Genomic DNA, 20765 nt, shown 5'->3' on the forward strand with positions numbered 1-20765 from the left:
GCTGTTGATGTTCGTTAAAAAGTATTTTACTCATAATGTTTTCTCCCGTTCAAAGTTTGTAAATTTTAGTATAACGGGGTTTTGAAAAAGAAAAAACCCTGAATAGCTACACTTTTTATAAAGTGTCTACTATTCGGGGTTCAGTTCACTCACAAAGATCACTTGGTTTTTAATTCGAGTGATCTTTTTTTTATCCATTTTTGTAATCTCTTTAGGGCTATACCGAAATAGAATATTTAGTATTTCATTACCAATGAATATTCTCTTCAAACTCTGCGCATCCTATTTACTGTGTGAAAACAAATTAGTTAAGGAGTGGGATTATGGGAATATTAAGTGGAAACCCAAAAGACGAGCCATTACATTATGGTGAGGTGTTCGGCATTTGGACAAATATAGCTACCAACAATGGATTGATAGCTGCTTATCAAACATTTATTAATCACACAGGTGATAAGGAATTAGAAAATATCATCGAAGAATCGATTCAAGGTATGAAGGATGAGAACAAGCAGCTAGAAGTAATACTAAAAATAAATGGTATAGCTCTCCCTCCTGCACCTCCTGAACGCCCGGTTGCCAAATTAGAGGACATTCCTCCTGGTGCAAGATTTAATGATCCAGAAATCAGTGCAGCACTTTCAATGGATGTTGCTGCTGGTTTAGTCGCATGTAGCCAAGCAATGGGAGCGAGCATTAGAGAAGATGTTGCTTTAATGTATAGCCAATTCCATTTGAGCAAAGCCCAATTAGGTGCAAAATTGTTACGATTGAACAAAAGTAAAGGATGGCTCGTTCCTCCACCACTACACTTAAACTCTCCGGATAAAGAATAATTACAATTTAAACAAAAATAGGCAACTACTTGTTCAATTTCAAACAAGAAGTTGCCTATTTTTCGCTCCTGTTAATAAAAGGCTCGTTAGTAGAACATAAATGCATGATATAAACCTAGGTATTGAAATAGTCGACCTGAACATGAGTGGGGACCATTTCCCTTTTACTATTAGATGTTACAAATCATTAATCGTATCAATTAATCCATCAGAGGAATGTGCAATGATTTCTATTGCTTGATTTAGTTCATTTAAAATGTTAGAAATTGTAGTTATTTCCTCATTAGATCGTTCACTCTGCATCTTAATTCCTGACATAGCTTCTACAATATCATCAAAAGAATTAGAAACTTGAATATATGTTTCTGCACCATTATTAATAAGAAGGTGCATTTCTGAAACGGATTGAGTCATGTCTACAATTCCATCATCTGTCTCTTGAATGAGAGAAGTCACATTATCAATCGCCTTTTTGGTTTCCTCGGAAAGTTTTCGAACTTCTGATGCAACGACTGCAAAACCTGCACCGTGTTCTCCAGCACGTGCTGCTTCAATTGCAGCGTTCAGCGCAAGCAGATTTGTTTGATTCGCGATAGATGTTACTAAACCAACAATTTCTCGAATTCTATTAGAGGAAATTTGAAGTTGCTCCATTTTTTTCTGCAACATTCCAATACTTTCATGTATTAATTGCATTTGCTTAGTTTGTTTACCTAGTAGAAGTTGCCCTTCTATAGATTTCTCCTCTGAATGTGTAACAAATGAGAGACTTTTTTTAGTAAACTTTTCTATCGTTTTTGCTTGGAAAGCTAACTGTTCAACAGATGCACTCGTTTCCTCACTAACAGTAGCAAGTTCTTGAGCTGTATCGTGTACTCCTTGTTTAACCGAATCTTGCAGTGCTTTTACTTCTAACCGCAGTCTCGTATTTTCTAATTCATATGCTTCTAATACTAATTGTTGTTCTAAATTCAGTATTTTATTGATCGCATTTAAGGCATTAATTCGATCCTCTGTGGATATCGATAATTCATGAACAAATTGAGAAAATTCATAGTGTAATGTTTCAAAAGCACCCATATACCATTTCGGTTCTAGACCAATTCTGACATGTACTTGAGCAATTATTTTTCTTTGAGATAAATAGTTAGAGTCAATTACTCCAGCGAACATTTGATTCAAATGGCGATACAATGTTTTTTTCAGTCGTTCGACACTGCTGTTATCTGTAATAATCTTCATTAATTTAGGCTCGGCCTCTAAGGATTTATAGAAACGTACTACCGTACTATTTAATATTTTTTCAATGTAAGGTTGTAGATGTAGAAGAATAGAAAGGTCTTTATTAGTTAAGTGAATTAGCGCAATTTGTTTTTGTACTTCGGGCTCATTTGAGATATCCAATGTTACAGGAAGCATTTCTTTAAAATCAATCGTGCATGTTGAATCCTTTTTGTTAAAAAATAACGACATTTAAATTTCCCCTTTTTGATAGTAGCTAAGTGGCTGAGGTTTTCCAAGTAAATATCCTTGAAATCCATCACAGCCTTCGTCTATTAAATAATTTAGTTGTGCTTTCTCTTCAATTCCTTCTTCAAATATTGTAAACCCTAGTTCATGTGCTAAATGTATGGTTCCGTTAATAATAGCTTTACTTGTTTCGGATATTAAGGCATCTTTCACAAAGCTTTGATCAATCTTTATGCAATTAATCGGAAAGCCTTTTAAATACTTTAAACTAGAGAAGCCAGTGCCAAAATCATCTAATTCTACTTCCATCCCAAGATCTCGTAATTGACGAATAACAGACACTACATAATCTATGCGTGTAGTTTAAACCCCTTCTGTAATTTCAATTTTTATATAACTTGGATCTTTCTCGTAGTCATTATATAGTTGTTTAATCCTTGAAATGAGAATCTTATCAAAAAACTGTTTTAAGGACAATTTAAATGCAACTTTTACTTTTTTCCCAATAGCTTATTGTAATTTGGGTAGATCTTGTAATACAAGCTCAAATAATAAATAACCTAACGGAATGATTAACCCTGTTCGTTCAGCTAATGGGATAAATTCTCGGGAGATACTGACCCTAAAATAGGATCATTCCATTTCACAAACGATTCAAAACTAGTACACTTCATCTCAGTATTACACTGAGGTTGGTAGTGCTGTTATTCCTGTAGAAATTGTTGTCCACACATCTAGAAAAAAAGAATTTTCACGGAAATTTGAATTGATGATTTTATGTATTTTACCTATTAACTCTATAGAGCTGTATTGAGATATCTCACAAAACCTATCGTTTACAAATGTAATTTTACCAAATATATCTGTAACAGCTAATAAAATAGTGGAGTTTAGGGCAGCTTGTATATCATTTAATTTTATTAAATCCTATTGAATCATTTGCTTTCGCTCCTAACACGAATCCCTACAAAAGAAATTATTTAATATTTAATATAATTTTAATATAATTTATAGTACCATATCTAACCGTTTTTTCTTCGTTTAAGAAGAATTTAATATTCCTTCCAATAAACAGATGAAATAAGTGTTAAATTCTTAGCACTCTAACCACCAATTAACGAAAAGTGAAACATGATATTTTCAATAACAGCGGTTGCAGAAATAATACTTCAATATTTAGAGTTTGCTGGGTACTGTTTTTTGTTTTCAAAATGTGTTTGTGGACGATAAGAATAAAAGTAGTAAATGGGGTTTAATACAATAAATCGAGTAGAGGGAAAATAATTTAACTATTTTCGCCCCTCTCACACCACCGTACGTGAGTGGATAGTCTACACTTAGTTGGACAATCAAATTAAGGCAAGTAGAATAATACACAATAAGTGATTTTTAGTTTAAGAAGGATATCAAAATGAGCTTGGACATTTCCCAGCTCATTTTTTTATGTGCATTTTTAAATCAATCTTTATCTTTAACATAGCCAATAATTTATGTCTATAAATCATCAATTTTCGGGAACAGAAATTGAATTATAAATTCCTCCCCATACTTAGACTCAACTTCAATTCCAATCTGCAATTCATCGCATAATTTCTTTACAAGATACAGTCCTATTCCAGTAGACTGTTTTCTGTTAGGATTATCTCCTGTAAATCCTTTATCAAAAATGAAAGGAAGATCAGAGCTAAGCATCCCGATACCATTATCAGTTATCCTTAAATAATAACGGTTTTTTACGCTATCAAAACCAGTCTTTAACCAGATAAAGCTATCAATTTTTTCATTAGAGTATTTAACTGCATTAACAAGTATTTGCGTGAAAATAAACTGGAACGCATTTACATCTGACACTATTGGCGCATCTTTCATCTGGGAAATAACTTTAACTTCTCTTTCTTCCAGTAATGACTGAAGTTCCATCAAGACATCTTCACAACAGAGATTGAGTGAGACTCTCTCTAGTTTATAATCAACATGCGCTGCCTGTAATCTTGCATAAAATAGTATCCGTTCAACATTATCATTGATATTAATTCTTGCATGCTCAAGTCTTTGATACACTAATTCTGACATTTCTTCTTTGCGATTTTGTAAAACAAAGGTTAATAAAGAAATAGGTGTCTTTATCTCATGTACCCAACTTTCAATAAATTCTTCATAATCAAGTGACAGTAATTTAACCTCATCTAACTGGTCATTTAGAATCCGCAATTTATTTGCTAGATAATTCACCTTTTCTGTATGTATTTCACCAATAGATTCTATCAATACACATTCCTGCTCCAGGGATGGTTCTCTAAGAAAATTATAAAATACTTTGTCTTTCTTCATCTGACTTTTCCTAACAAGTAACATACCCAAGACAATACTAGCAGCAGAAAAAATAATCATCATACCAACTAAAAGCTCGAATGTTTCAGGATACGCTACCCAAGCCAGAAAAATAAAAAAAGCACTATTTATACAAAAAAGTAATATCCAAGCCCGTGATAGCTTTAGCATAGTTAGCCATTCCCTTGGCTTCACTGGTAGGAACCTCCTATTAATTGGTAACCAATTCCTCTGACAGTCTTGATTCGATTTGACAATCCAACTTCATCAAGCGTCTTACGTAATCTAGTCATATTCACTTGCAATATGTTCTCATCCACATATTCGCTACTTCCCCATAACTGATTAAATAACTCTTCTTTTTTCACCACTGAAGGTACAGCTTTTACCAATGACTTCATAATCATTCCTTCATTCTCTGATAATGAAATAGAATTCTTGCCAACATACAATACATTTGCCTTCTCATCTAGCTGAAAATCACCAGCATCTAAAAGAATATGCATATTTGCATATAGGTGCTGCAATTTTTGAATTCTAGCAATTAGCCGTTTCGGATGACAGGGTTTCGTTAAATAATCATCTGCCCCTAATTCCAATGCATGTAGCTCATCACGAAGTTGATTGCGTGAGGTTAGAACTAAAATGGGACCTATTCCTCTAGCCTTTAAGTATCGGCAAATTTGGAATCCAGATAGGTTTGGTAAATTTAAATCTAATATAATTAGCGATGGAGAAGCTGAAATAATATCTTCCAATGGCGAATCAAAAGAAGAGATACTCTCTACAGAATATCCCTCTTTTTCTAAAATACTTTCTAACTCTTCACGTAGGTAAACGTCGTCCTCAACAATGACGATCTTTGCCATGATTTCACTCCTACTCAATCTCTTTAAATTTCTTTATTTCTTCATCACTCTTTCGTTGAATCATCCATATATAACAAAGTTCAAAAACGATAAACACAATAAGAATAATTGCTACCACCATACTATTTTCTATGCTCAGTGTCGTGGAAGGGAATGCAGTCAACAAGGACCAAATACCAAAAACACTGCTGACTAATGATACCGAAATAACTAAACCAAAGTATAACCAAATTTGTTTCCTTGCTGATGAACAGAGTGATTCAATACTTGCTCCTAGCATAGCTACTGTACTATATCTATGTCTCGTACTTCGTTGTTGCATAAGAAAGTTTATGCCCAATACCGTATTTGCAATAATAAGAAACATAATACCTAGATAAAATGTCGTATAGCTTCCTGCCACTGTATAAAACAACTGTCTTCCCATGCTAGAAAGATAACTTTCAAAGTCTAAACCGAATGTATTCATCAACTGTTCTACTTCATACATCGCCTGCATTAAGCCTTTTTCCTCAATAAATTCAGCATTTAGGGTCATATTCCATAGCCATGGATCTTGAGACCTTCCAATGAAGCTGTCATAAATAGCATCAGGTACTATCAATGCATATGAGAGAGTAATCGCTCTATCTGCAACGACATTGCTTGTATACAGTGTCGACATTAATTCATATTGTTTCTCTCCTATACCAATTGTTGGATTATTCTGCAATGCTGTTCTTAATATATCATAAGAATATGAATATTCTTCATCTGAGTACATTGCAACTTCATCGTCTTCCAATATAATTGGAGCTTTGTTGATAGATGTTAGTATTGTATTATAACTAGAAAGTGAAATGTAATAAGGACTATCATTCATAGATAAATTCCTTAACAAATTTTCTTTTTCTTCTGAATTTTCCTCTTTGGAGATGGCTTCTTCTAATCCAGACCAAGTACGTGCAGCTGTATTTTCAGAAGTCTCTGAATCAATAGGCGAAAAATTTCCCAGTTCCATAACGTTATAACTGTTTACATAGGGCGCCAATTTATCAGAGGTTAGTGCAGAAACAATTTCTTCTTCTGATCCTTTAAACGTAAAGTCGACAGTTCTACTAGATGTAGCACTATTATTTAAAGCAGTAGAAGTTCCAAAAGCAAAACAAACCATCGCCATTAAAATTAACAGTGATGAAATGGCAAGAGAACCCCATTGATGCAAAACATTCTCTTGAAGTTGTCTAGCTGTAAATACAAATAAACCGGTAGAAGAACTGCTTTTACGTTTTACCCATGCTCCAATTAAACTTCCCAATCCACGAAACAAGATGAAAGTTCCACAGATTCCTATAATCAGTATTAACGCAAATATCCTATAATCAAGACTACGCAAATATAATACTGCCAATCCATAAGCTACGCATAGAAAAATTGCCCCAAGGAGTAATACTGCTCCACTCAGTATACCAACCATGCTCCACACAGGTGAAAGTACTCGTTGAGATTTTTCCTTTTGATCTTTTAGTAAATCTATTGGTTCCTTCCCGCTCATTCTAAAGCTAAGAATAAACACAGCCAATAATTGGACGACAATAAAACCAAATACCGTTAATCCTAGCCCAACCCAGGAGATGCGAAACTCGTGACCAATAATCCCCATACCAATAAGCCTTGAAGTTGCCAAGCTAATTAGCTCTGTTAAAAATAACGAAATGGGAACACCAATGCATAGAGCAACTAAACCATTCCACAATGTTTCACCCATAATCATGACGAACAGCTTGCTTTGCTTCATTCCCATCATTAAATACATGCCAAATTCATGACTACGTTGTTGTAGTTGGTATCTATTTGCAAAATAAACTAAGAAAAATACGAAGAACAGGGAGACCGCATAAAGTATCGGAATCATTAACAATAGCCTCTCTACCGCATCACTTTCAACGGTTTTGAGATATACGATAATATCTTGCTCACCAAGTGACAGGATGACATAAAAAGCTACAATAGAAATGACGAGTGAGGCAAAGTAAACCCCATTTTCTTTTCGAACTTTACGACTATTCCGCTTAATAAAATCAAAGAACATTGCTGCTCCCCCCACCCAACTGCGCCAAAACCGTCAGGATTCGCTCATAAAAAGCATTTTGGGTTTCTCCAGGCACTTTCTTTCGAAGCTCATGAAAAATCACACCATCTTGGATAAATAAAATTCTAGAACAATAGCTAGCTGCATTTGCATCATGCGTAACCATCAAAATTGTGGACCCTTCTTCCTGATTGTTAGCATATAATTTATCCATCAAGGTTTTTGCATTTTTTGTATCCAAGGCGCCCGTTGGTTCGTCTGCTAATACAATGCTTGGATTTGAAATCAATGCCCTTGCTGCAGCAACTCTCTGCTTCTGACCTCCTGACATTTGAGACGGAAATTTATTCAACACACTCTCAATATCAAATTGTTTCACTAATTTTTGAAGTTGTTCCTCTTGCTCTTCAGGATTTACTCCATGTATTGACAACGGTAAAATAATATTCTCTCTAGCAGTCAAGTTATCAATCAATTCAAACTCTTGAAATAAGTACCCTATCTTACTTCCTCTGTATTTCGCTAATTGCGATCCTCTAAATGAAGATATATTCTTACCCTCCAACAAGATTTGTCCTGCTGTTGGTTTTAGCATAGTTGCAACGGAATTAAGCAATGTTGTCTTGCCCGAGCCACTTGCTCCCATAATTCCAAGAAACTCTCCTGGAAGAACATCAAAGGAAACACCCTTTAACGCAACAGTTTCACTTTGTCCCTCACCAAATGTCTTATAAACTGCCTTAACTTGAAGTAGTTTATCTGAAATATTCATATAATTTCCTCCCATGTATCTTCTCTATAGTAATACCATACAATAAATAAATATTAATTAACTCTTACAGTTGTTGTAAGGTTAGAAGTTAGAGGAATTGAAACCACAATTTATTATCGAGATTAAAAAAGTACCAAGTCAAAAATAATTGACTTGGTACTCATATTATCAAAAAATCGCATTTCCTTCTTCAACTCAAAAGTTGCATTAGTTAAGTGGACACTTCACACTATATAGAAAAATGTATTTGATATAATGTCCTATAAAAGATTTTTTGAATTGATAGTCCTGTCTCTCTAACAACGTTACTTACTATTATTATGCAGTTTAAATGACTCTTCAAAGACACCCATTTAACATTCACATTTACAACTTCATCTTCACCAACTTTTCGGCACACCTTTTTAAGCATCTGATGAAGAGAATGTTACTGTTGATGGGCCTTCCGTAAACTCTTCAATGGTTTTACCACTACTACTAATAGTTTCGTAAGAGGAATCAATTTTTTGTGACGATGACAACTCTTAAATTAATCAGTACCATTTCAAATAATACCTTCTTCTACTAATCCACAGAACTAGTAATATAATCTCTACTCCCCATAAGATTGTGTTCCCCTGATCCTCAAAGAAAACACCTCCACATTGAATTTAGAGTATTAGATACCCGTTTTTCAACGAAAGGTGTTTTATTTTATCTTATTTTTATCGGGAGCTGTGTCCAAATACTTAATAAATATATTACTTTTTATATACTGAGATTCCTTTAACATATGTCTCTTCTACTATTATATGTTCAATTTCTTCTGGTGATATTTCTAAAATATCTTTATTGAGAATGATAAAATCGGCTTGATAACCAGATTTTAATTGTCCAATACTTGGAATACGAGTGATTTGTTGTGCACCACGAGTATATAATTCAATAGCTGTTTCTACATCTATCTTTTCTGCTTGTCCAGTATCAGTACCATCATATGCCACTCTTGTTACAGCAGATTTTATACCTATAAAAGGATTCACTGGATCTGCCCATGCAGTAGCAGGTGCGTCAGAAGAAAATGCAACAGGTATACCTGCTTCTAGCATTTTATTAACAGGATAGGTTGTTTTTGTACGCTCGACTCCTAAATTCTTTAAATAACTTTCAATTTCTGCATATAGAAATATAGGTTGTGGAACAAAAGCAATCCCCATTTCAGCAGCTCGTTCTATCGCTTGAGCGGTAGGCATGGCTGCATGTTCAATTCGAATGGATGGGCCATCTTGTATCCAACTTTCCATTCCGTAAAACGTATTTACGATTAAATCTATCGCCTGTTCGCCCATTGCATGTACTACCAATTGAACACCATGTTGTTTAGCATATTCCATAGCTTCCAATAGCTCATCTTCCGAAGTTGTTGCGATTCCGTAGTTATCTTCATCACCTAGAAATGACGGATTGATCCAAGCAGTTCTTCCTGATACACTTCCGTCTGCAAATAGTTTCACGCCACCAATATGAATAGGATTTTCACGATTAGTGTTTTCCTCATTTAAAATAGGATTCACCTTTAAATCATGCCACATATAGTAAAGAACCACGTTATGCGTTAAACCTTTTTCTCTAGCTAGGGTATAGATATCTACATAGTCCATAGGTTTGTTGCTAGCCATTAAATCGGTGATTGATGTAATACCATGTGCATATAAAGACTTTGTAAGTTCAGCGAGTCTAGTAGCGTTCTCTTCCATAGAAAGCTGAGGCATTTTATCTAGCACTAATAATCTAGCACTCTCTCGTAACACACCCGTTGGTTCCCCGTTCATGTCTCGATCGATTTTACCTCCTGCAGGATCAATTGTATGTTTATTTATTCCTGCGATTGCGAGTGCCTTACTATTTACAGAAATGATATGACCACATGTACGTGTTATGACAATTGGCTTATCTATAGAAACCTGATCTAAATCATGTCGATTAGGTGTACGTCCCTCTTCCAATTTCCCTTCATCGTAACCCCAACCTTCTATCCATTCTTCGTCAACCATTTTTGCTAATTCTTTTATCATGTCCCCTATGGAGTATACTAATGGAGGAGTACATGCAATTTGTTTAGAAGAATTCGCTAGTAAAAGAGGGTGCATATGTGCATCGATAATTCCCGGTAGAACTCGGCGACTTTGTAAATCAATTATTTCCCCTTGAAAATCTTCCATTTCATCTTGGTCACCTATCCACTCAATTATTCCATTATGAATAATCATTGCATTCGCATATTTTTGGTTCGTATTAGACGTGAAAATTTTACCATTCTTAAACATTACTTTTGTCATTTCCAAGGTATAAGTCTCCTTTGTCATGTTAAGATAAATTATTTTGCCTCTACAGAATGAATCGGATTAGAGGTTTTCCTTGTGTGAACATATTTATATAGAACGCTTCCAAATATAAATCCGATAATGGCTGGTACTAACCAACTAAAACCATTTGCACTTAACGGAAGTTTTGCTATCACATTAGTCAAAATTGGTATTGTTAACCCTAAAGAGTTTACAGTTTCAAAAAGACTTACGATGAACGTTAATAATATTGCTCCTTGATAAGATCCTGGATTTGGAACAAATTTGCGAAAAGTTCCTAAAAATACTAATACAATGGCTACCGGATATAGTGCAGTAAAGATCGGCATTGTATAAGTGACAATTGCACCAACGCCTGCTGAACCTATTACAATACCAACGACACAAACTATAGCTACCCATAAACGATATCCTAGTTTGTTTTTGGTTAAGTCATTCAAGAAATCAGCGATTACAGCAATTACTCCGATAGCAGAAGTTAAGCAAGCTAGTGCAATTGCTACCGCCAGAGCAATGGAACCAAAGCTACCAAGTGAAATATCTATTAAACTGGATACTAAAGCAGTGTCTTCAATACCTTGTTCGAAAAAGCCACTTCCTGAAGCTCCAAGAAATAATAAACCCCCGTACACAACTAATAATCCTAAACCAGCGATTAGCGTTCCAGTTAAAGCCATTGAACGTGCTTGCTTTCCTTTATAACCAAAAGCCGCTATTGCTGCGATAAAAATAGGTGCACAAAAGATTCCAGTTACTACATCGCCCGTTTGATAAGCACTAATAAACGCATTAGAGAAAGCATTTTGTATTCCTGTTTCAACTGGTACACCAATTGGATCTAGAATACCCTTTCCAACAATAAACAATAGAATAATTACTAGCAAAGGTGTGAGTATTTTGCCTATTTTATCAATAACATTCGATTTATCCATAGCAAAATAAAAGCTGATAGCAAAAAATACAATAATTGTAACTAAAGAGGGGACCTTTGGAAATAACTGATGAACCCCAAGCTCATGCGTTGTTGCAGACATTCGTGGAATAGTCACGAGCATTCCAATGCCAACCATCAATAATAAGTTAAAGACTTTATAAAACCAAGGACTAATGGGTCTAGTTAAATCCTCAAATTTCCCACCAGCATTTAGAATGGCAACCACCGCTAAAAGAGGAAAAACAATACCAGTAATACAAAAACCTATTAATGCTAACACCCACTCAGTTCCCGAAACATTTCCAATGGAAGGTGGGAATATTAAATTTCCAGCACCAAAGAAAATTGCAAATAATGCAAACCCCACTAATAGACTGTGTTGAGTATATTTTTTCATTTCTTTTCCCCTCTTTCTTTCTATTACTTATCTTCTTTCAATTGAAAGCCCTTACAAAAAAATAAAAATATAATATTTTGTTTCTTTTATCTTAATTAATAATTCAAAATAAAAAAAGGCGGTAAATTTTTCACCCCCTTCGTAAAAATATTTTTACCTCAATTCATATTTTTCCATTTTATATTTTAATAATTGTTTAGAGAGACCTAACCTTCTAGCAGTTTCTGCAAGTTTTCCTCCGGTATTATTTAGCTCTTTCTCAATTAAACCTTTTTCATATTCCTCTACTTTATCTTTCAGATTAAATTTATTATCCGAGAGCGTTATTTTCTTCAATGCACTTGAGAAATCCCTTATTTTCGCTGGTATATCGCTTAAGTTAATTTCATTTGAGCTTGCAATATTATACGCAGTTTCTATAGCATTTTTTAGTTCTCTCACATTACCTGGCCAATTATATTGTTGAAAGGCATGGAGCACCTCATCATCCAATTTTTCAATTTTAATTTGCATGTGACGATTATAAAATTCGATATAATAATGAATAAGTGCTTCTATATCCTCTTTCCGTTCAGATAATGGTGGTAAATCAAATTGAAAAACACTTAATCGGTAATACAAGTCTTCACGTAATAATTTGTCTTTCATTAATTTATCTGTATTTTCATTTGTTGCCGCTATTACTCGAATATTCAAATGAATATCCTGTTTTCCACCAACTCTTCGAATGAGTTTGTCTTCTATTACTCTCAATAATTTAGCTTGAAGTTTAATATCTAAAGCACTAATTTCATCTAAAAAGATAGTGCCACCGTTTGCTTGCTCTAACATTCCAGTAATAGTAGGCGTTGCAGAAAGATGCTCTTTCTCCGTTCCAAATAATATATGTTCCAAAAAAGTTGGTGGAATTTCACTAGCATTTATAGAGATAAACGGTTGTGCATAGCGATTGCTTAGATTGTGAATAGACTGCGCCACAATTTCTTTACCCGTCCCCGTACCCCCATTTATCAATATTGTTGAATCGGTACTAGCAACTTTTTTTATTTTCCCCTTTATTTCATCCATTACATTACTTTGCGAAATAAGATTATCGATTGTATATATGGTGTTGTTTTTTCGATATATTTTATGACTAGCAAATTGCTCGAGTAATTGTATATTTTCTTTTTGATAGTAGTGTTTCGAAAACTCTATAGCTCCTATGATCGAGGTTCCATTATGAATAGGGAAGGTAGAACTTCTAGAAGTATATGTAAAGCCATTATTGGATGTTAGTTCTTGTTCGGTATTCCATATAGGTTCACCCGTTTTTATAACGGACATTAAAGTACTTTTTTCGATTGGTAAGTTTTTATAAAAGGATGTTACACTTTTTCTTAAAAACTCTTCTGGTTTGAGCCCAAGTTGCTTCAAAATATGTAAATCTGCTAAATCGTAGAAAATTGTTATCCCATGTTCATCAACAACTAACACATTATCATACTCAGATAAATGTGCGGGTTCTTTTAAATTCATGCATTCATCAATCCTTTCCTGTGTTGACATACCAAATCTGCTATTTTATATTGTTTTTTTCTTGTTCCTATTGTAGGTTTTGCATTTCTTAACTCCCTCTTAATATCCTCTTCAGATAATCTTTTTACGTAATACACATATTTTTTTGATATTCCGTAAAGTTTTCAGATGCATTATCTTATGATGAAGTACTTCCATTCTAATAACGGTCCACCCTGGAATCCTCTTTTGAGTATTACTATTCTACATTAAACAATTCCTTTATATCACACTTCTCTTAAACTAACCCGTTGCAACAAGAAAAAGTGCTCTACTTCTTCTTGAAGTAAAACACCTATCAGTTCATCAGGACGAAATATTCAATGCATAATAAACGAATTTGAGCCTCCGACCATTCATTTCGAATTCTTCCCTACTAGTACCTATTCTCTCAAATCCATTTTTCTCCAAAACTCTTTGTGATGCTATGTTATTTGTTGTTGTTTTAGCTTTAATCTGTTTTACGCCTTCGTCAGTCACTGTTTCTACTAATAGTTTTAATGCTTTTTTAGCAATTCCTTTACCAGTGTGTGCTTGTCCCACCCTATATCCTAGGTAACCGATTTTATCAGATTCATCCATATCCACTAGATTTATTCTTCCTACAATTGAGCTATTATGATCTTTAATTAAATAGAAACATGAACCTCCAATTACTTGTTCTTCAAGTAGAGTTTCATGTCTTTTTTTAAAAGTCTCAGGGTTATAGTATCCATCTCCACGCGTCGGTACCATTTCCTCGAAAAAAGTTCTGTTTCCAAGTTCAAAATTATACAAATCTTCTGCGTCTGTAACAAGTAACTTTTCAATAAATATATCCATTTGTACAACCGCCATTCAATTTTAATAGGTTTCTACTTTATATTTAAAGTCTTTTGTTGTGTTCAACATATAATCTTGCCATTCAAAAAGAAAAAGTAAACTTAAGATAAATGAATTTTAATTAAAGGGACTGTTTTTTTGTAGTTTCATAATATATTTTAATGCATCATGGGTATCGCTAAAAGTCACTATATTACTTAACGTTCCAATTCTAACTGCCAATTTAGGTTTAATACCAACTATAATGCATTGGACTCCTAATAATTTTAAACATTCGTGTAATTTTTGAAGCGTTTGCCTTACACTGTCATCAAAATTATTTATCCCACTGAGACTAACAATAACAAATTCTATACCTTTAGAGATACATTCCTCTAATACAACTGGTATTATTGTTTCTCCTCGAACCACATCAAATTCCCCTATAAGGGTAAGAGCTATCGTATTATCCCAAATATTAAGTATTGGAGTAGATAATTCACTGACTTTTTCCTCCAATCTCTTTGCTTCATCCGCTTGGCTAGTAACATCCATGAGCATTACCATGTAGCCTTTGACCTCCTGATTTTGGTCCTCTATGCATTTTATTGGAGTTATTACGATATCAGCTATAAAGTTGTTTTTAATATTAATCCTTGCTCTATGGCCTTTCTTTAATCCTGACATTACTTGATGTTGGTGTGCAGGTTCTTTGTGAAAGACATCCATACTCAAGCCAATTAAATCATCTGAATTGGAAAATCCATATAAACGAGCAATTGAATTAAGTGATTGTCTAGCGTATGAATTTAACCAAATAACTTTATAGTCTGTATCCGCAATAATAATATTTTCGCCAATACTATCTAAAGCATCTGTGCCATCTATATTTAAGGGTAATAACCGATTGTTCACAATTTCCCCACCTTTTTTTAAAATATAACTCATTATATACCTATTTATTGAGCCGCCGTTAATTTAACGTCATTGATCTAAGCTATCTAGAATAGAGGTGACATAACATGTTTTATTATTTATCTCATCAAGATAATAACGAACGACCAACATTAGGTCTGGTATGTGGTGATCGATATAGTCTAATAATAGATTCTGGTAGTTCACCTCAGCATGCTAAGGGCTTTTTACTAGAGATCGTGAAACTAAATGTCCCATCAGTTAAATATGTTGCTATAACCCATGCACTTTGGGATCATTTCCTAGAAATGAATGAATTTGATGCAACTGTCATATTTAATAGTCAAACAAACGAAATGATAAAAGAATGGCAAACTTTATCCTATGACGATAGTTCACTTCAAAGCTATGTGAATACTAATCTAATGACTGCTATGTGTATGAAAATTGTACAAGTTGATATGCCAAACAGGGATAGTACTTACATAAATAATTCTTGACAATATTCAGAATAATTAGTACTCTGAGTTAATTAATCGTAAAGGGAGAGATACATATGCATAGAAAAACACTGACTTCTTCATTCAAATTGGAGGGCATGTTGGTTTAATAATATGATCTCCGATTTGATTCAAACCAGAATCATCTAAATCGGAGGAATTATAGTGAGCATTCAAAGTTTTTATTACACAATCACAAGTTCTAGATCGTTTTTTATTCAAATGGTATTCACATTAAATGCTATTTATTATGTAACGCAAGCAGATTTAAATGCTTTGGAACTAGTTCTAATTGGCACAATCATGGAAGTTTCCGTCCTATTATTTGAAATGCCAACGGGCTTGTATGCAGATCACTATGGACGTAAACGTTCTCTTGCACTGGGCACAGTTATTATTGGTTTGGCTCATGTACTTGAAGGGAGTACGCCAGAATTTTGGGCGATTGCTTTCGCTTCTGCGATGTGGGGAGTTGGTTGGACCTTCATAAGTGGAGCTGAACAAGCATGGATTGCGGATGAGTTAGATGGCGAAAACTTAGAAACCACTTTCCTTCGTGGTTCACAATTTTCATCTTTTGCACGTTTTGTAGCAATTTTGGCCAGTGTGGCGATTGCGGCATTTTGGTCGTTGCAAACGGTTATTATAATTGCAGGTGTCATGCTGATTGCTCTTGCAATCTGGACATTCATTAGGTTACCTGAAACCAAATTTGTTAAAATAACTCGTGAAAAAGGTGTCTCGGGTGTCACTCATATGGTTACTACCATCAAGGTTGGGCTATCACAAATTCGCGGGAACACTATTCTAGTTAGCATAGCGGTTATTACGTTATTTTGGGGACTTGCCAGCGAAGGATTCGATCGTTTATATGGTGCCCATTTCATTACAGACTTTCATTTGTCGGAAAATGAGTCCATCTATTGGTTCGGTGCTTTTTATGCTGTTGCATTTTTACTTAATATTGTCGTACTACGTTTTATTGAGAAAAATGTGAAAGGTCGCTATGCAAATGTGCTTTTGATTACAAATACGGTGTTGCTAGGAACGATGATTATTTTCGCATGGACAGGTCATTTCTGGGTAGCTGTGGCGATGTATTGGGTGACAAGTGCACTGAGAAATGTAAACTATCCATTAATGAGCATCATTACAAATGAACAAATTGAATCGAAAGGTCGAGCAACAACACTTTCCATGTTCGGGCAACTTGATGCTTTTGGCCAAATTGTTGGAGGCCCAATAGTAGGATTGTTAGCATTATTCACAACAATTGCAGGAGGCATCTCTGCATCTGCATTCCTAATTTTACCCGCTCTTTATTTCTTGTGGCGAATGAAACGAAAAATGGTTCTTTCATAATTTTTTAGTACTTGGTGCGAATGATCATCAGGTACTTTTTTGATTTGATACCAGAGATAAGAGCTACTCTGTTAGTGAAAGTAAAACAAAATATGAAAAATTAGAGTGTCTTCCTTATTGAACTATACTAATGTGTTAGTTCAATAAAAAAAGGCTTTACTCCTCCTTGAAGTAAAGTTAGTAATAGGTAAGCCTTTGAAGTTATCTCCAGCTTTTCCCCTACTCCGCACGGAACGTGACAGTTTCCCGTCATTCCGCGTTTCATCTAGCGATGGTTTTAGTCATTATAAGTTTCAAGTTACTCTTCCTCGAAGAGCTTGCACTGTGGCATTATTCTACTAGGAGATGATGTTCCCACGTTCTTACCAGACCGGTGCAATGCACGGCTGAAAAATAATTATTACCGACCGCTAGACTTGGGGCTGTTCCTCCACCTCGATTACAGAGGTTTCACGGGTCGTACCCCTACCCTCATAAGGCTTATAGCAACCGTTTCGGGTGACAGCTCTTGAAACAATGTTCCTTAGTACCTTACAACGTAGCTATACATGCTAAACGTAGGTGCTTCCTTTAAGCCTGTGAACTGGATACCGCCATTGTTCGGTATAGTGTATTTCAGAGGGTGCATTTTTACTTTACACCGTTCACCCCATCATTGGATGGTACACAAGTTTCCTCCTGTTCTAACTTTAGACCCGTACCTACGGAAGTTCGTCAGTTCCTTTATGTAGGAACTATTCTCACCATATTTAGTTTTTTCAGCCATGCGATCTATCCTTCGGCATACCTTCTACATAAGGATGGCTTCAGCCTAGTTCAACCGAATGTACCTGTGCTTCACACCCCATGACCAGTCAATCAGGACGCATGCAGGAGTATTGATGGGATAGTTTCAGGAAACATGGCTCCGTCATTCCTATCCTCCGTTGTAAAGTTGAAATTTATTTATATAAATCTCCTGTATTTTCACGCCAGAAGGCGCTTATAACAGAACTTGTCGCGCGCACCCGTTAGTTGAAGAAAGAAATATGCTTACTGATTAATTTGTTATAAGCAATAGTTATGAAAAAAATTAAACTAATAAGCTACCTTCTTTTAAATACTTTTCAATACCTTCAGCAGCACGGTAAGCAAGAGCACCTAGAGTACCAGTCGGATTAACACCGGATTGGTTTGCAAAAGTAGAGGCTCCCAATACAAAAACGTTGTTTACATCCCATACTTGAGAATAATTATTTACTACAGATGTTTCAGGAACGGCACCCATAATTGTTCCACCAATGCTATGTTCTGGAACAAATGCACCAATATTATAATCCCCCATTTGATCGAATGCCATTATATCATCAGCACCCAAATTCTCCATGATTTCTAAACATTTTTGCGTCATGAATTTATGAGCATTATGGTCCGTTTGTGCATAATTAACTGTCATGCGAAGTAAAGGCATCCCAAATTCATCTTTATAAGTTGGGTCTAGGCTTAAATAGTTATAGCGGTTCGGCATCATCGCAGTTTGAGAGAATACCATCATTTGACGGTTAAAATAATGCAGAGATTGTTTTTTAAAATCTTTCCCCCATCCTGGTGTTCCAAGCGGTACTAGGTTACTACCAATCGGACGTGTACCAACCTGTGTTAAAGAGATACAACCTCCGTGTATGAAATCTAAATCTGTATGATCAAAGTAATCTCCATGGTAATCATCTAAAGATACGCCAAGTGCACCTGCCCCAGCATAATCATTAAATTGTTCGTTATCGAAGAATCCAAATGCCATACTCAAAAAATGATCTGCGTAATTTTTCCCTACGGCTCCAGTTTGCGTTATCGGGTCATACGGTTTACCAACTTTTGAGTTTAATAAAAGTTTTGTATTAGTAAATGTATACGCGGATAAAATAACCACTTCAGCTTCTTGTATGAATTCTTCCCCCGTTTGCACATTAATATAGCGAACACCTGATGCTTTTCCGTTTGTATGGAGTACTTCCAGTACGTTAGAATGAGCACGTAATTCGAAATTACCCGTTGCATGTGCTACAGGTAATACAGTTACAAGAGGATCAGATTTTGCGCCATATTCACAACCAAAATGGTCACAAAAAGAACAGTATTCACAAGCTCCACGTTTAATACCATCTGGATTTTCATAAGCTTGTGAAAGATTACCAGACGGACTAACAAAGGGGTGTAATCCCATTTTTTCAGTTGTTTTAATGAACCTCTTCATTTTCGGGGTTTTCATCATAGGTGGATTCGGATAATCCCAAGTACGAGGACGGAAATGATTTTGCTCGCCTGATGTTCCAGCCATCATCACGAATTTTTGGAAATACGGGTCAATTATTTCTTCCGTAATCCCCCAATCTTGAAGTGTCATGTCCTCAGGAATTTTACTTTCTCCATACCGCTCGATTGTTTTGGTACGAATTTGAAAATCATAGTCTAAAAATAAGTGCGTAACTCCATTCCAGTGAACACCAGCACCACCAACGCCTGTGCCTAATGTGAAGGCAGACATTTTACGCATAGGTAATGCTTCTTCAGAATCTTTGTTTCGGAATGTTAAAGTATCTTTCGATAAATCTTGCATTAATTCATTTCGTTGAACAAATTTCAGTTCATCGTGACCAGTTAGGAAATCAGACGTTTTCCGTTCTTTACCACGCTCTAGTCCAACTACTTTAAATCCTTTTTTCGTTAGTTCAGCTGAAATGATTCCTCCAGCCCAACCTACACCTACAACAACTGCATCTACTTTTGGTAGTTTCATAGTCATTTTTTAGCACCTCTATATTCATATTCTTCATCTTATTAATGCATAGAGCTCAAACTTTGTGGTTTATATACAATAAATTCTTCTTTCTCCATATCTGCTTTAAATGACATTTGATGACCAGGATAGTTTTTAAGTTTCCAGCCACCCATTTCTTTATTACCACCATACATTGGATCTGAGTATAGACCTTCTATTGTTAAGCTTTTCAGCATACTAAAGAATTGACTAGACGTAATACCAGCAATAGAAACTTTATTTTCACCATTGGCACTTTCGAAGTCCATCAGAATTGCATCTTGTTGCTCTTCTGTTAATGAATTAAATCTAGCGTTTTCATAATTAGTTTTTGTATAGTTTTCTAATGCAGTTAACCCCATCATGAAAATCTCCGCATTCTTTTGTCGTCCTTGAAAACCTTGCGTAGCAGTTCCAACTTTGAATGGACCTGTCATATATTCTTTGGCACTAACTCCCCAAGGCGAAGCTAGTTGATGATCGATATACATAGCGACGCCTAATGATTTAGCTCCTGGTCCTAATTCATCTTCCGGAAAAATTCGTTCAGCAGCAGCTTCGACCACCGCATATTGTTCGAGTGTAAAAAACATTAACGCTTCGTTCGGATTAGCGGTAGTAGGGTGTGTATGAGTCTCATTACTTATAGAAGCCTCCTTATCTATGAAAAGACTGCCCAGTGCACCACCTAATACAACTCCACCAACGGTCAATCCAGAGTTTTTGATAAACGTACGTCTGGAGGAACGCTTGTCCAAAACGGAATTCTTTATTTCTTGTTCTGACATATTAAAACCTCCTATATAAA

Annotated in this window: 17 protein-coding genes; 3 read left to right on the forward strand and 14 right to left on the reverse strand. The window is 35.2% G+C overall.

Annotated features, from left to right (window positions below; translation table 11 throughout):
* Positions 1-323 precede the first annotated feature (323 nt).
* On the forward strand, positions 324-836 hold the full coding sequence (locus LDK52_RS09770; protein ID WP_277585775.1) for a DUF3231 family protein: 513 nt from the start codon (positions 324-326) through the stop codon (positions 834-836).
* A 177-nt stretch (positions 837-1013) separates the two neighbouring features.
* On the opposite strand, the gene LDK52_RS09775 is transcribed toward LDK52_RS09770, so the two are convergent.
* The 12 genes from LDK52_RS09775 to LDK52_RS09825 all read right to left on the reverse strand — a co-directional run bounded on the left by LDK52_RS09775 (position 1014) and on the right by LDK52_RS09825 (position 15298).
* Positions 1014-2309 (reverse strand): globin-coupled sensor protein, encoded by a 1296-nt coding sequence (locus LDK52_RS09775; RefSeq protein WP_277585776.1) that lies wholly within the window; start codon positions 2307-2309, stop codon positions 1014-1016.
* Complete coding sequence (locus LDK52_RS09780; RefSeq protein ID WP_277585777.1) at positions 2310-2648, reverse strand: EAL domain-containing protein; 339 nt, start codon at positions 2646-2648, stop codon at positions 2310-2312. It lies immediately after the preceding gene.
* Between the two features lie 339 nt (positions 2649-2987).
* Positions 2988-3227 carry a PAS domain S-box protein gene (locus LDK52_RS20110; protein ID WP_407081809.1) on the reverse strand — a complete coding sequence of 80 codons (240 nt, stop codon included), beginning with the start codon at positions 3225-3227 and terminating at the stop codon, positions 2988-2990.
* A 573-nt stretch (positions 3228-3800) separates the two neighbouring features.
* Positions 3801-4832 carry a sensor histidine kinase gene (locus LDK52_RS09785; RefSeq protein WP_277585778.1) on the reverse strand — a complete coding sequence of 344 codons (1032 nt, stop codon included), beginning with the start codon at positions 4830-4832 and terminating at the stop codon, positions 3801-3803.
* Positions 4829-5506, reverse strand: a complete 678-nt coding sequence (locus LDK52_RS09790) for a response regulator transcription factor (RefSeq protein ID WP_277585779.1) — start codon at positions 5504-5506, stop codon at positions 4829-4831. Before LDK52_RS09790 ends, LDK52_RS09785 begins: the two co-directional genes overlap by 4 nt.
* Before the next feature lie 10 nt (positions 5507-5516).
* Positions 5517-7577, reverse strand: a complete 2061-nt coding sequence (locus LDK52_RS09795; protein WP_277585780.1) for an FtsX-like permease family protein — start codon at positions 7575-7577, stop codon at positions 5517-5519.
* Positions 7567-8349 (reverse strand): ABC transporter ATP-binding protein, encoded by a 783-nt coding sequence (locus LDK52_RS09800; RefSeq protein WP_277585781.1) that lies wholly within the window; start codon positions 8347-8349, stop codon positions 7567-7569. Before LDK52_RS09800 ends, LDK52_RS09795 begins: the two co-directional genes overlap by 11 nt.
* 740 nt (positions 8350-9089) lie before the next feature.
* Positions 9090-10667, reverse strand: coding sequence for an amidohydrolase (locus LDK52_RS09805; RefSeq protein ID WP_277585882.1), 1578 nt, complete (start codon positions 10665-10667; stop codon positions 9090-9092).
* Positions 10668-10705: 38 nt separating this feature from the next.
* Positions 10706-12025 carry a branched-chain amino acid transport system II carrier protein gene (gene brnQ, locus LDK52_RS09810; protein ID WP_277585782.1) on the reverse strand — a complete coding sequence of 440 codons (1320 nt, stop codon included), beginning with the start codon at positions 12023-12025 and terminating at the stop codon, positions 10706-10708.
* A 153-nt stretch (positions 12026-12178) separates the two neighbouring features.
* The gene (locus LDK52_RS09815; protein WP_277585783.1) at positions 12179-13543 is read right to left on the reverse strand and encodes a sigma-54 interaction domain-containing protein; all 1365 of its coding nucleotides are present in this window, start codon (positions 13541-13543) and stop codon (positions 12179-12181) included.
* 345 nt (positions 13544-13888) lie between these two features.
* Positions 13889-14404 carry a GNAT family N-acetyltransferase gene (locus LDK52_RS09820; RefSeq protein ID WP_277585784.1) on the reverse strand — a complete coding sequence of 172 codons (516 nt, stop codon included), beginning with the start codon at positions 14402-14404 and terminating at the stop codon, positions 13889-13891.
* Positions 14405-14521: 117 nt separating this feature from the next.
* A complete protein-coding gene (locus LDK52_RS09825) occupies positions 14522-15298 on the reverse strand; it encodes an STAS domain-containing protein (RefSeq protein WP_277585785.1) in 777 nt (258 codons plus the stop codon).
* 107 nt (positions 15299-15405) lie between these two features.
* Between LDK52_RS09825 and LDK52_RS09830 the strand changes: the two genes are divergently transcribed.
* Together LDK52_RS09830 and LDK52_RS09835 are read left to right on the forward strand one after the other, a co-directional pair.
* On the forward strand, positions 15406-15798 hold the full coding sequence (locus tag LDK52_RS09830) for an MBL fold metallo-hydrolase (RefSeq protein ID WP_277585786.1): 393 nt from the start codon (positions 15406-15408) through the stop codon (positions 15796-15798).
* Between the two features lie 165 nt (positions 15799-15963).
* Entirely contained in the window at positions 15964-17160 is a 1197-nt protein-coding gene (locus LDK52_RS09835) for an MFS transporter (protein WP_277585787.1), read from the forward strand.
* A gap of 1072 nt (positions 17161-18232) precedes the next feature.
* Here the strand turns inward: LDK52_RS09835 and LDK52_RS09840 are convergent.
* Together LDK52_RS09840 and LDK52_RS09845 are read right to left on the reverse strand one after the other, a co-directional pair.
* Positions 18233-19942, reverse strand: a complete 1710-nt coding sequence (locus LDK52_RS09840) for a GMC family oxidoreductase (RefSeq protein ID WP_277585788.1) — start codon at positions 19940-19942, stop codon at positions 18233-18235.
* A gap of 35 nt (positions 19943-19977) precedes the next feature.
* A complete protein-coding gene (locus tag LDK52_RS09845) occupies positions 19978-20745 on the reverse strand; it encodes a gluconate 2-dehydrogenase subunit 3 family protein (protein ID WP_277585789.1) in 768 nt (255 codons plus the stop codon).
* Between the last annotated feature and the right edge of the window lie 20 nt (positions 20746-20765).

Origin of the sequence: Psychrobacillus antarcticus, from assembly GCF_029533155.1 — a bacterium.
In the GTDB taxonomy this organism is placed as follows: domain Bacteria; phylum Bacillota; class Bacilli; order Bacillales_A; family Planococcaceae; genus Psychrobacillus; species Psychrobacillus antarcticus.

Coding starts and splice junctions, on each gene's coding strand:
- LDK52_RS09770 (WP_277585775.1), top strand. CDS start 324: ATGGGAATATTAAGTGGAAACCCAAAAGACGAGCCATTACATTATGGT.
- LDK52_RS09775 (WP_277585776.1), bottom strand. CDS start 2,309: ATGTCGTTATTTTTTAACAAAAAGGATTCAACATGCACGATTGATTTT.
- LDK52_RS09790 (WP_277585779.1), bottom strand. CDS start 5,506: ATGGCAAAGATCGTCATTGTTGAGGACGACGTTTACCTACGTGAAGAG.
- LDK52_RS09795 (WP_277585780.1), bottom strand. CDS start 7,577: ATGTTCTTTGATTTTATTAAGCGGAATAGTCGTAAAGTTCGAAAAGAA.
- LDK52_RS09800 (WP_277585781.1), bottom strand. CDS start 8,349: ATGAATATTTCAGATAAACTACTTCAAGTTAAGGCAGTTTATAAGACA.
- LDK52_RS09805 (WP_277585882.1), bottom strand. CDS start 10,667: ATGACAAAAGTAATGTTTAAGAATGGTAAAATTTTCACGTCTAATACG.
- brnQ (WP_277585782.1), bottom strand. CDS start 12,025: ATGAAAAAATATACTCAACACAGTCTATTAGTGGGGTTTGCATTATTT.
- LDK52_RS09815 (WP_277585783.1), bottom strand. CDS start 13,543: ATGAATTTAAAAGAACCCGCACATTTATCTGAGTATGATAATGTGTTA.
- LDK52_RS09820 (WP_277585784.1), bottom strand. CDS start 14,404: ATGGATATATTTATTGAAAAGTTACTTGTTACAGACGCAGAAGATTTG.
- LDK52_RS09830 (WP_277585786.1), top strand. CDS start 15,406: ATGTTTTATTATTTATCTCATCAAGATAATAACGAACGACCAACATTA.
- LDK52_RS09840 (WP_277585788.1), bottom strand. CDS start 19,942: ATGACTATGAAACTACCAAAAGTAGATGCAGTTGTTGTAGGTGTAGGT.
- LDK52_RS09845 (WP_277585789.1), bottom strand. CDS start 20,745: ATGTCAGAACAAGAAATAAAGAATTCCGTTTTGGACAAGCGTTCCTCC.